The 11,905-nt window shown below is 50.2% G+C and carries 10 protein-coding genes and 1 pseudogene; 3 read left to right on the forward strand and 8 right to left on the reverse strand.

The window, feature by feature from the left end:
• A pseudogene (locus FHC49_RS04595) lies at window positions 1–116 on the forward strand (IS5/IS1182 family transposase); the annotation flags it as partial.
• A gap of 56 nt (window positions 117–172) precedes the next feature.
• On the opposite strand, the gene FHC49_RS04600 reads toward FHC49_RS04595, so the two are convergent.
• From FHC49_RS04600 to FHC49_RS04610, 3 genes are all read right to left on the reverse strand, one after another.
• Entirely contained in the window at window positions 173–1,213 is a 1,041-nt protein-coding gene (locus FHC49_RS04600; RefSeq protein WP_181553934.1) for an IS481 family transposase, read from the reverse strand.
• A gap of 922 nt (window positions 1,214–2,135) precedes the next feature.
• Complete coding sequence (locus FHC49_RS04605; protein WP_220438943.1) at window positions 2,136–3,668, reverse strand: hypothetical protein; 1,533 nt, start codon at window positions 3,666–3,668, stop codon at window positions 2,136–2,138.
• A gap of 31 nt (window positions 3,669–3,699) precedes the next feature.
• Window positions 3,700–4,035: a hypothetical protein gene (locus FHC49_RS04610; RefSeq protein WP_220438945.1), complete on the reverse strand. Its 336-nt coding sequence runs from the start codon at window positions 4,033–4,035 to the stop codon at window positions 3,700–3,702.
• Window positions 4,036–4,250: 215 nt separating this feature from the next.
• Here FHC49_RS04610 and FHC49_RS04615 point away from each other — a divergent pair, with 215 nt between their 5' ends.
• Together FHC49_RS04615 and FHC49_RS04620 are read left to right on the forward strand one after the other, a co-directional pair.
• Window positions 4,251–5,150: a decaprenyl-phosphate phosphoribosyltransferase gene (locus tag FHC49_RS04615; protein ID WP_220438947.1), complete on the forward strand. Its 900-nt coding sequence runs from the start codon at window positions 4,251–4,253 to the stop codon at window positions 5,148–5,150.
• A gap of 2 nt (window positions 5,151–5,152) precedes the next feature.
• Complete coding sequence (locus tag FHC49_RS04620; protein WP_220438948.1) at window positions 5,153–5,575, forward strand: divergent PAP2 family protein; 423 nt, start codon at window positions 5,153–5,155, stop codon at window positions 5,573–5,575.
• 41 nt (window positions 5,576–5,616) lie between these two features.
• Here the strand turns inward: FHC49_RS04620 and FHC49_RS04625 are convergent, their stop codons facing one another.
• From FHC49_RS04625 to FHC49_RS04645, 5 genes are all read right to left on the reverse strand, one after another.
• Entirely contained in the window at window positions 5,617–6,996 is a 1,380-nt protein-coding gene (locus tag FHC49_RS04625) for an amidohydrolase family protein (protein ID WP_220438949.1), read from the reverse strand.
• Window positions 6,997–7,008: 12 nt separating this feature from the next.
• Window positions 7,009–7,956 carry a carbamate kinase family protein gene (locus FHC49_RS04630; protein WP_220438950.1) on the reverse strand — a complete coding sequence of 316 codons (948 nt, stop codon included), beginning with the start codon at window positions 7,954–7,956 and terminating at the stop codon, window positions 7,009–7,011.
• A 126-nt stretch (window positions 7,957–8,082) separates the two neighbouring features.
• Window positions 8,083–9,501, reverse strand: a complete 1,419-nt coding sequence (locus tag FHC49_RS04635; protein ID WP_220438951.1) for a DUF1116 domain-containing protein — start codon at window positions 9,499–9,501, stop codon at window positions 8,083–8,085.
• Window positions 9,501–11,048 (reverse strand): acyl-CoA synthetase FdrA, encoded by a 1,548-nt coding sequence (fdrA, locus tag FHC49_RS04640; RefSeq protein WP_220438952.1) that lies wholly within the window; start codon window positions 11,046–11,048, stop codon window positions 9,501–9,503. The genes FHC49_RS04635 and fdrA overlap by 1 nt, the downstream gene beginning before the upstream one ends.
• Entirely contained in the window at window positions 11,026–11,901 is an 876-nt protein-coding gene (locus FHC49_RS04645) for a DUF2877 domain-containing protein (RefSeq protein ID WP_220438953.1), read from the reverse strand. Before FHC49_RS04645 ends, fdrA begins: the two co-directional genes overlap by 23 nt.
• Between the last annotated feature and the right edge of the window lie 4 nt (window positions 11,902–11,905).

The following is an 11,905-nucleotide window of genomic DNA, read 5'->3' on the forward strand; positions in this document are numbered from 1 at the left end:
TTCATGGAGAGGAGCAATTTGTCTCAGCCGATGCCGGCTACCAAGGAGCGCCACAGCGCGAGGAGCTGGCCGAGGTGGATGTGGACTGGCTGATCGCCGAGCGTCCCGGCAGGGTGTATTAGCTCAGACCTGATCTGACAGTTACCGGTTATTTATACAGGTATCTGTCAGGTTACATCTGGCCTAAATTCTTCTCAGCCCAGATGCGCTTTCCATCAAGTAACGTTTCCATTGGCGTCCGCCCACAACACATTTTTCCCTGATGGGTTCGCTCATTATTATAATAAGCCAGCCATTCATCAAGATCAGACTGCAATGTGTCGAGATCGCCATACAGCTTTTTACGGAACGTGACCTGATAAAACTCGTTCAGTATCGTTTTATGGAACCGCTCGCAGATGCCATTGGTCTGGGGCGACATCGCTTTGGTTTTCGTATGGTCGATGTCATTTATCGCCAGATAAGGCTGATAATCATGTTGTTCCACTTTGCCACAGAACTCCGTCCCTCTGTCCGTCAGTATTCTCAGCATCGGCAGCCCCTGAGACTCATAAAACGGCAGCACACGATCATTCAGCAGATCAGCCGCAGTAATCGGCGTTTTGGTGACATACAGCTTGCAATGAGCAACCTTCGAGTAGGTATCAACGAACGTCTGCTGGTAAATACGCCCTACACCTTTCAGATTACCCACATAGAACGTGTCTTGTGACCCCAAATAGCCGGGATGAGCGGTGTTAATTTCGCCACAGGCCTCGTCATCACTGGCTTTACGCTCCAGTGCGACTATTTGAGCTTCGGTCAGTTCGATACCGTCACGGGCCACTTTTTCTTCCAGTGCCTTCAGCCGCTTTTTGAAGTTCTCAAGGCCGTGACGCAGCCAGACAGAACGGACGCCGCTTCCTGAGATAAAAACGCCTTGCTTACGCAGCTCATTACTGGTCCGGTGCTGACCATGCGCAGGGAATTCGATGGCATAATCAACAACAGCCTGTTCAGTTACGTCATCGGTACGATTTTTGAGATTGGGGGCACGTCGGCTGCGGTTAATCAGCGCATCTACGCCACCTTCATCAGCCAACTCGCGATAACGATAAAATGTATCACGCGAGACACCCATGATTTTGCAGGCTTTTGACACATTGCTGAGTTCTTCAGCCAGATTGAGCAAACCTGTTTTGTGTTTGATAACGGGATTGGTAGTATGAAGCATGAGAGTTACCTCGTGTTTTGTATAAGGATTCGACACCCATATCAAAACCGGTAACTATCAACCTTTCAAGGCCATGTGTCAGATCAAGTCGTGACTAATACACAACATTTGATGGGAAGACCTTGAAAGACGATCGACTCCGCACCATCGCAACATTTGATGGTAAAACACTTAAAGACGATCGACTCAGAACCATCGCGACAGTTAATGGTAATGTCAGTATTATTGTTTTGGCGTTTGCTGCTCGGCTATTTTAGGGCTAAGAGCCTATCTCAACAGAGATTAATACTTTACCCAAAAGATATAATATCAGTATCTAAAAGCCTGCACCGTCTGATTTTTAGTCATTGAATCGCGAGAACGGGAGATAATTTCTCTTCTATGGGTATAGGCTCATAATGGTAGGATTCTGGTAGCTTCGAAACGCCGTATTTAAGCAATACTTAAGTCATGAAGAACCAAACTTAAACATTTTTCTCAAGGTAAACCAGTATAAAACTGTTAGTGCTGATGGATCGTTTGGGCTCTTTTAAAGGGATTGAAAATCCCCGTGTCCTTGGTTCGATTCCGAGTCCGGGCACCACTATTTAAAGAACCCAGCCTATGGCTGGGTTTTTGCTTTCGGGGTCCAGTAGATTTCTGGTCGTGTTGAACGCATACACCATAACTCAACTCTTCCATCCAGTTGCATTTCTCAGTTACTCCCTACCCCCCGATCACTGTACCCAACCTACTGGCTTTCAGGCTGGTCGTAATTGCTATTTCCGCATTCCGACTTATCTAGTGGAGTATTTAAACCCCACGCTCTTTCCAACTATTTGCGCACAGCAATAAATCTAGCAAGGTGGCCCATATAAATATGAGCCACCTCTTTTGTATGTAGCGACATTTCTAATGTTATGTCATGTTTCAAGGAACAAATCTATGGATATGTAATTATAGTGCTTATATTATTATCAAATAGTTTACACTGCTCATTAAATTTCCAATATTTGACGTTCTCAATCACATTTAATAATATTGGTTTACATCCATTATTTTTGATAGGGGCATTCCCTATTTGCTTGACTATCATTCCATTCCTTATGAATAGGAGACTCTTGCCATTTTTAAAAAATGTTGTTGTATCCCCCTCCCTATGCAAGGTTCTTTCTAAAACTATTTCTGGGTTTGGATTATATAAATCAGGGAAATTCATCAGCACGAAACTGCTTACCGGCGACAACGTAAGAAAATACTTTGCATACCACAAATCATTAACCTGCATAAATGAAAGAACTATCTGAGAAATCACCAAAAATACAGACAGCACTTTTGAAAACCACTTGCAATTAAATGAAAGAATTAGCTCTGCAATTGCAAATATGATGAAAATAGAGTTCCAGTATGCATACCTTAGTACTCCAAAGGTTCCTGGATTCCAATTTGTAGTCTGCGTACTCGGGACTGCGGAAATAACGCTGAGAAAAATCAAAAATATAAATAAGGAAACTCTTTTTATATTTTTATTTCTTTGTAAAAGACATATTATAAAAAATGGGGAAATTATAAAAAAAGCAGGAATAAGTAAAAGCATTCCTTGGTTGAGGTCAAAATAAAAACCAAAGACTCTTTCCAAAGAAATTAATCCATAATCAGCACTGCCTTTTTCTAATATCAGATTAGGAGTACCAAAATTATAAAAATAAAATATTGACGGAAATAATATTAACAAAGCACAAATAGTTGCAAATGGAATATCTCGATATACCGAACATATAAGAGACTTTGCCATGGAATCCTTTTCTTTTCTGGCTTTTGTTAATAACCCAAATAGATATACGGCCAATGAAGTAAAAGCTATTGGTGGATTTTGCATCGAACAAATAGCTAGAACAATCGCAGATTTTTTATATTTTCCACTTTTCAAAAAAACAAGGGATATAACAATTAAACTTAAAGTAACTGATTCCGGATGGTTCCATTTAAAATAATTAATAGTGGCCGTGGTCATTATCCCAGAAAAAATTATGATTTTATATATTAACCTCTCATTTAACTTAAAAATCAAAAAATACATTGCCAGTAAAAAAATGACTATGTTTGTAAATGCAAATGATACAGTTGGATTTGATTTTATATAATTAAAAAAGACATATGAAGGCAAATTCAGCAAGGAGTAGCCAAAAAAATGCCACGAATAATAATCATTCTTAGTTGATTTAAAGAAAGATAAAGATTCTTCACTAAGACAATCTGAATTACTTAAACAATTAAAATCTGGATCATAAAATTTATCATTTTTAATCTTGAAGCTTGAAATCACATTGTTAACATCTTCAACTCTTAATTCTGGTGAACCGTGACTCATCAGACTTTGGGACATGAGAATATATTCACGACCATCACCTGTTATAGGAAAGTCTCGTCCCTTTAAATAAAAAAACAACCCAGCAATAATAATCAACCAAACCATTGCTGATGTTCTTCTTAAACTCATTCTTAATCTAAACATTTATCACAATAATCCCAAGTAATATAACAACGCTTCCAATAATTAATTTAACAGTAACTTGCTCACCAAATAAAAACCCAAAAAACAATAACTGAAGCACTGCAAACGCTACCATTAAAGGATATGCTTTTGAAACAAGAGAATGTTTTAATGCCATAGAATAAAAGACAAACCCAATGCCATAAAAAAATAATGCAGGTGTTTTAGAAATAATACCATCACCTAAATTATTTAGGATATAGATCCTATCCTGATATTTTATAACCACACTTGCCAACGCACTAAACGTCGCACTAATGAAAAGAAATATAACGCTTAAAAACTCCACATGGAACTCCAGTTGATATATTTAAAGCCTAGGATAATCATTGCCATTGCCATGATTATGGAAGTATAGGTTGATATTTTTTGTATATGGCTATTACTATCACGAAGCCCTGGATGGGGAACAATGATAAAAATTTGGTCACCGGGGTTTTCCGTGCTTGTAATTAGTGTGAGAATCGTAGGATTGATTGCCATTTTAGATGAGACAAAATTTTAATGAGATCACAAAGAAGAAATAATAACGAAACCCTTATAAAATATCTATCACAAAGTTGGGGGTTGTGCAAGCTGATGCGGCCAAAACAGTGGGTTAAGAACGGCTTTGTTCTAGCTCCGCTGATGTTCTCCGGGGAGTTTATGGACCTCGAAGCAGTGAGTCGCGCTATGTTTGCTATGTTTTTGTTCTGTGTAGCTTCATCAGCTGTCTACATCATCAACGATATACACGATATTGAGAATGACCGCCGGCATCCAAGGAAATCAAAGACTCGCCCTCTGGCAGCAGGGATCGTTTCTATACCTTCTGCCCTTACACTACTTGCGGTTCTTTATACTGTACTTGTGCTAAGTTGGTTCATCGTACCAAAAGTTATGCTGGTCATCATCGCCTATTCGGTTTTGAACCTGGCCTATACTTTTAAACTTAAATATATGCCAGTGATCGACATATTCGTTATTGCGATTGGTTTCGTTTTACGCGTCTATGCAGGGGCCATAGCAGTAGGGGCACCGGTCTCATCATGGATGTTTATCACAACCCTATGCTTAGCTTTATATTTAGCATCAGTGAAACGCCAGCAAGAATTAAAACAAAGCGGCAGTGAGGGGCGAAAAACGCTTGAAAAGTATACCGTCACGTTGGTGGATCGCTATGCTGAAATGTCCGCAACCGGGGCCTTGTTGTTCTACAGCATGTTTGTTATGTCTGCCAGACCAGAGCTAGTCATCACCATTCCATTGGTACTTTTTGGGTTGTTTCGTTATTGGTTTGTTGTAGAGGCTCTTGATGGCGGTGAATCGCCCACTGATGCGCTATTCGCGGACTGGCCATTGTTACTTACAGTAATATTGTGGGTTAGTGCTTGTATTTGGTCATTGTGGCCGGGACAGGGGTAATTATGGACTTATCTTATTTATTGACTCCATTTCTGGCTTGGCTTGTTGCGGGTATCTCCAAGTTTATTATCAACAGCCTAAAAGCGGGAAAACCGGCTTTTTCTCTTATCGGTTACGGTGGACTACCTAGTAACCACAGTGCGATTGTCAGCAGTGTGGCAATGCTTATTGCCCTGAAGGAAGGTATCGGAAACCCTGCTTTTGGTGTTGCGCTCACACTCGCTTTTATCGTTATGCTTGACGCTAGCAGTCTCCGTCGGCAGGTGGGAAAACATGCGGAAGCTATCAACAAGTTGTTTGCCGATCGCCCCGGGAAAAAAATATTACGCGAACGCATGGGTCACAACCTAGTTGAAATTTTAGCCGGTATCATCGTTGGTATCGTGGTTGCCTCCATCGTAAATACGGCTTTTCTGGCATTTTAGTCACGCAGGCTGGATAAGCTTGCCTTATCCAGCCTAAAGGGTTACGCCACGCTTCCCCACACCAGTAGTCCTTTATGGAATGTGGCACTACGCGGAGAGATCCGCGCCACGGCTTCCGCCGAGCACGAGGCGTCCACCAGCACAAAGCTGGCGTCATCCTGCGCCTTCGGCCACACGCGCTCGCCTTTGTTGTTCAGCGGCAGCACGTCGCCGGTAGCGAGGAACAGCGAGCGGGAGAGGTTCTGCTCGTTCGGGCGGATATAGAGCTGGGCGTAGAGGTTGGCTTTTTCGAACATATCGCCAAGGCCGTACGGCGACCAGTGGTCAATCACGCTGTCGGTGCCGGTCATCAGCGTCACACCTTTGTCGCGCAGCTGTTTCAGCGGCATATGCAGCGTGCCAATAGGTACCGTTGAAGCGATGGAGATCTGCTGCGCGGCCATGCGGGTGGCAATCTCATCCACCTGCCCTTCGTTCATGGTCGCCAGCGCGAAGGCGTGGCTGATGGTCAGCTTGCCCTTCAGCTCCGGCGTTTTCTCTACGGTTTCCACCATATATTTCACCGCCGCTACGCCCGCCGGGCTGGTTTCATGCAGGTGAATATCCACCCCTTTGTGATAGTCGATGGCAATCTGGAACATGGTGTCGAGGGACTTCTCCATCGCACCGTCGACGTTGGTCGGATCCAGCCCGCCGACGTAGTGCGCCCCAGCCTGCATCGCTTCGCGCATCAGCGGTTCCGATTTCGATAACAGCAGACCGTGCTGCGGGAAGGCGACGATTTCGCAGTCGAAGCCGGCTTTGCGCCGCGCCAGCACCGCCTGCAGGTTTTCGAGGTTTTTCAGCCCGGAAACCGGCTCGATATTGCAGTGGCTGCGGGCGATGGTAGTGCCTTTTGATTGCAGCAGGTCAATCAGCTTTTCAGCGCGCTCCTGCGTGTACGGCTGGAGTTCAGGCAGCAGCTTTTGCTCCAGCTTGATCATGTCCTGAATCGTGGTGCCCGCCGGGCGGTTGAGCGAGCGCCACGGGCCACCGTAGAAGGTTTTATCAAGGTGGATATGCATGTCGCGGGTGGTCGGCAACATCAACATGCCACCCGCGTCATAATGCGGCAGCGTGGCGTCCGGGTGGCTTTTGTTGTCGCGCAGGGCCACGATTTTGCCGTTCTGAATTTCCACGGTCTGTTGCGCGGTGCGGGTATGCACGACGACCGCGCCCTCGTACTCAAAGCCCGTTTCAAGCAGCACGTTATCCAGATAGTAATGGCGGTCGGTAATGTTCATGGTTCCCTTCGTTTCGCAGACGGCAGCGCCGGAAGTCGCCGCATAGGCCATTGGCGCAGTTGCACCAAACAGCGCGGCGGCGGTGACCATTTTGCCGCTGTTGCTTAAAAACTCACGGCGACTGTTATTCTCTTTCATCGTCGTTCCTTATCAATGGACGATATGGGTGCCCGTTTCGCCGCGCAGGGCGGCAGGCAGACATTCCGGCGTGGTGATAATCACCCGTTTACCGCCGTGTTGTAAAAATTGCAGGCTGGCGACAATCTTCGGCAGCATGCTACCCGCCGGGAAGTGGCCTTCGTGCAGGTAGCGAGTCATGGTGGCGATATCCACCAGCCCTAGCTCCTGCTGTTCCGGTTTGCCAAAGTGGATGCAGACTTTCTCCACGCCGGTGGTGATCACCAGAATATCGGCGGCAATCTCGCGTGCCAGCAACGCGGTGGAAAGATCTTTGTCGATCACCGCGTCAACGCTGTGGTAATCGCCCTCTTCCCCCAGCACCACCGGAATGCCGCCGCCGCCCGCACCAATAACCAGGAAACCTTTTTGCGCCAGCGCCTGAATGGCTTCAGATTCAACGATGCGTTTCGGCTCCGGGGAGGCGACAACGCGACGGTAGCCGCGCCCGGCATCTTCGACGAAGCGCCAGGTCGGGTTAGCTTTTAACAGTTCGTCACGCTGCTCGGCGCTGAAGAACGCGCCAATGGGTTTGGTCGGGTTGGCGAAGCCGGGGTCGTTTTTGTCGACCTCCACCTGGGTTACCACCGTCACCGCTTTTTGCTCACCGCGTTTCGCCAGCCGATTATTCAGCGCCTGCTGAATAAGGTAGCCGATACCGCCCTGGGTGTCGGCTACACAGTTGGCAAGCGGGGTCAGCGGCAGCCCTTCGCGCTCATGGGCAATCTCCGCACGACGCAGATCCAGCCCCACCTGCGGGCCGTTGCCGTGGGTCAGTACGATGTTGTAATCCGATGCCAGCATCTCCAGCACCGTGTCCGCGACCGCTTTCACCGCCTCTGCCTGATGTTCAATCGACTGGCTGGCGTTGTCTTTGATTATGCTGTTGCCGCCAATGGCAACGACCACAAGTTCTTTCATCGTGTAGGTTCCAGTGCAGAAGGTGATGTGATTATTGTTGTTGGGGTGGCCGTTGTAGCCCGGCCAAGCGAAGCGCCGCCGGGAGAAACCCGGGGTCGGCGTGAACGCCTCGCCCGGGCTACAACGTTAGGCGCAGTAACGTTCGCACCAGCTCAGAATCGCTTTTTCGAAGCAGGCGAACGGTGGGTGAACGATCCCGGCGCCAATCATGCCGATGCCCGCATCTTTATGGGCAATGGCGGTGTTGATCACCGGCAGAATGCCGCTGCTGCCGACGCGGGTGATGTCGATAGCCGTTGGCACACCCATAAAGCCGAGCAGCGGAATGGTGACGTTCGGGTTCTCACCGAGGGTGATTTCACGCATCTGGCGAGAGAAGTCGATAGCCTCTTCCACCGTGCCGCCCACCAGCGCCACAATCGCCGGGGCCGTGGCCATCGCAAAGCCGCCGATGCCGTAGGTTTCGGTGATCGCACTGTCGCCGATATCCAGACCTGAGTCTTCCGGTTTGTATCCCGCGAACATTGGGCCGATAACCTGCTGCGCCGGGCCGGTGAACCACTGCCCCGGCAGGCCGCTGACCCGCAGGCCGAACTCAACGCCGTTACGCGCCATGGTGGTGACCACGGTGCTGTATTCAATGCCGTGCGCGGCGTCCATCGCCGCTTTACACATCGCCATCCACGTCGGGCCGGAGAAGTAGTCGCTGCTGGCGACGAACTCAAACACTTCGCGCTGCTGCTCAACCGAGTAACCGGCTTGAATAATCCCCGGCGTCAGCGCCTGAATCAGCAGCGTGGTGCCCGCGTTGTTGCGGTTGTGGCATTCGTCGCCCATGTGCAGCGCCTGTGCCAGCATTAAGCGCAGGTCGATTTCGCCGATTACCTTCATTGCATCACGCAGCATCGGGCCCTGCACGTCGCGCATCCAGTTCAGACGGTCGATCACGCTCTGGTCGTTGGCCCCCATGCGCAGGATCTTCGCCATCTGCTCGCTCATGTTGGTATAAGCGATGTTGCCGTAGGTTTTATTCTCGACGATGTGCATAAACATCGACGCTGAGGTCACGCCTGCCATCGAACCGACGCAGTCGTGCTCGTGGCACGGCGAGAAGGTGATTTCGCCGGAAGCCGCGAGCACCGCCGCTTCATCGATATCCTTCGCCAGCCCTTCAAACACCAGCGCCCCGGTCACCGCACCTTTCATCGCACCACACATTTTCTCCCAGGTGACCGGCGGGCCCGCGTGGAGGATAGTTTTCGGCGTCATGCCCGGCACCACGTTGATGGCCTGGTCAAAGCCAATCAGCACCGGGTGAGACTGAATAATGCGCTCCAGCGCCTGCTGGTTGGCGGCGGCGATTTTCTCCGCCAGTGGGGAATCGGCGATGCTGTCCAGCGCCTTCACCACCTGCATATTGCCCTGCCCCGGCGGCGTCCAGTCGAGCTGGGTGACGGCAACGTGCTGCTTTTTCAGGTCATCGCTGAACATGGCGATGCCGACGTTAATGACGTTCAGCGGTTGGGTAAACAGTGACTGGCTCATCAGGCTTCCTCCCCTTTGCAGATAAATTCACGCGCCAGCAAACCGGTATTGGTACTGCTACTGGCGAGGACAACGCCCGCGTCGGTCAGCATCTGGCGCTGTTTTTCCAGCGACGGCGTGTCAAGATCGGTGCCCAGCACGTAGGCAAGGATCACCAGCTCTCGGCCATCGGCGGCGGCGATCGCTTTCGCCTCCTTGATCGCCTCGATCGTTGAACCGACTGGATCTTCATGCGATCCAAAGCCCAGCACGAAATCCATCACGATCACGCCCACCTGCGGATCGCGCGCTTCCTGAATCAGGCGGCTGATGCGGTTGGTCGGGTCAATCATCGGGTGCGGCTTGCCGTTGGTGAAGTCGTCATCGCCGAAGTCGAGGAAGGTGTGCTTCACGCTGCGGTTGATATCTGCCAGGCGGAAGGCCGGGTCAGGCTGAATGTTGCTGTAGACGTCGCCGTGTTTTTCCATCACCGCGAACATGGTTTCGTCGCACAGCGTGCCGCCGCAGAACAGACCGCGAATGTACTTTTGCTGTGGGGTCAGGCGTGAGCGCACGTCAGCAATCAGCGCATCGTTCAGCGGATGCAGGTCTAACGATTCTTGCTTCACGCCGCTCAGCAGCACCGCTTTCAGCGCCGCCTCTTTGGTGCCGCGAGCGAACTGTAAGCCCTGCTCGTCAGCCGGTGGCTCAGCGCGGCCGAGGAAGCAGACCACCACCGGTTTGCGGCAGGCGCGAGCACGTTCCAGCACTTTGCGCGCCACGGCCGGAGCCGGCGGCTTGGAGACCAGCGCGATAATCTCGGTTTGCGGATCGTTTTCCAGCATGCCGATGGCATCAAGCATCATCAGCCCGCCAATCTTCTCGCTGAGGTCACGCCCGCCGGTACCGATAAGCTGCGAAATACCGCCGCCAAAGTCATGAATGCGAACGCTCAGCTCCTGGCTGCCGGTACCGGACGCGCCAACAATACCGATATTGCCGCGACGCACCGCGTTGCCAAAGCACAGCGCCGCGCCGTTGATGATCGCGGTGCCGCAGTCCGGCCCCATCATCAACAGCCCTTTTTCGTGCGCCAGCTGTTTTAGCGCCAGTTCGTCTTCAATAGTGACGTTGTCGGAGAACAGCATCACGTTGAGGTCGTTTTGCAGCGCCTGACGCGCTTCGCGGGCGGCAAACAGACCGTTGACCGAAATCACCGCCAGGTTGCTGTCCGCCACGTGTTTTTTGGCGCTGGCAAGCGTGGCGTAGCGCGCTTCGTGCGAGCCGCTTTCCGCTTTTTTAGTGAACAACTCTTCAATGGCCGCCAGTGTCTGCTCGTTGTCCGCGCCGTCTTTGCCGTTGATGACGATCATCAGGTCGCCGTTTTTCGCTTCATCCAGCTCGGTGGTTAACAGCCCGAGATTTTTCAGCACGCCCTTGTTCATCTCGGTGGCCATGGCCACAAACGCCTGCTCAACGCCGTCGAGCTTGTTGGCACGCGTGGAAATCGACATCAGCGAGACCGAATCAAAATACGTATTCTTCTTAATCACTATTTTGACTGACATAACTCCCTCCATAGGCTTGGCTCAGCGCACAGGCATCCGCCATGCCATAAAGCATGTCGCAGCCGGAACTGGAGCCAATATTTTTAATACTGGCGATAGTCTGGGTAGAAATATGTTGCGGTTCATTAACCATGCCGTTAATAAACTCAAAAATCGTTTCGCGATAGCGCTGGGAAAAAGCCGCTTCCAGCGTAATAGCGCTTAATAAGGTGGTATTGTCACGCGCCACCGTGAGCGCGGAATAAAATGCATCACGATATTTATTTGCCGGGTGACCGTCGATAAATAAAACGGTGCTTAACCCCACTAAATAATCATCCGCCGACGGCGTCAGGCCAATACCTAGCCCCACTATATTGGCCACCGCCGAGGTTATTTCCCGGCCCTGCAATAGCGCATGAAATAATGTTTTTCGCCGCTGCTGTAATGCCTCGGAGATAGCCTGATAAAACGGGTTATCCCCGCGCCACAGAAACAGCGTCTGGTTATCCTGTAATTGTTGATGAATCTCGTCGTGCCACCGCAGCCAGGGAATCTGCCGGAATCGTTCGGCGTTAAGCTGCGGTATCGTTGGCTGCCAGCGCTGGCAAGAAACGGTGTCCAGCCATTTATCCTCGCCAACCGTTATCCCTGTTGGGTGAAACTGAACCGTCTCACCGGGCCGGAACAAACCATCAAAGTGAGTGAGTGCTAACCTACAGCTGTTCGGGGCGTTGTCGTACGCGTCGCACAACAGCGTCAGCAACCGCTGCTGCGCCGGGAGATAAAGGTTTACCGCCCGGGAAAAGACCTGTTCGACCCGACCAGAGCCACGCTCCGAAAGAAAGTGCTCGTCCGCAGTTAGCGCTTGCACACAC

This window comes from Kluyvera sp. EC_51 (genome assembly GCF_019584505.1).
In the GTDB taxonomy this organism is placed as follows: Bacteria; Pseudomonadota; Gammaproteobacteria; order Enterobacterales; family Enterobacteriaceae; genus Kluyvera; species Kluyvera sichuanensis.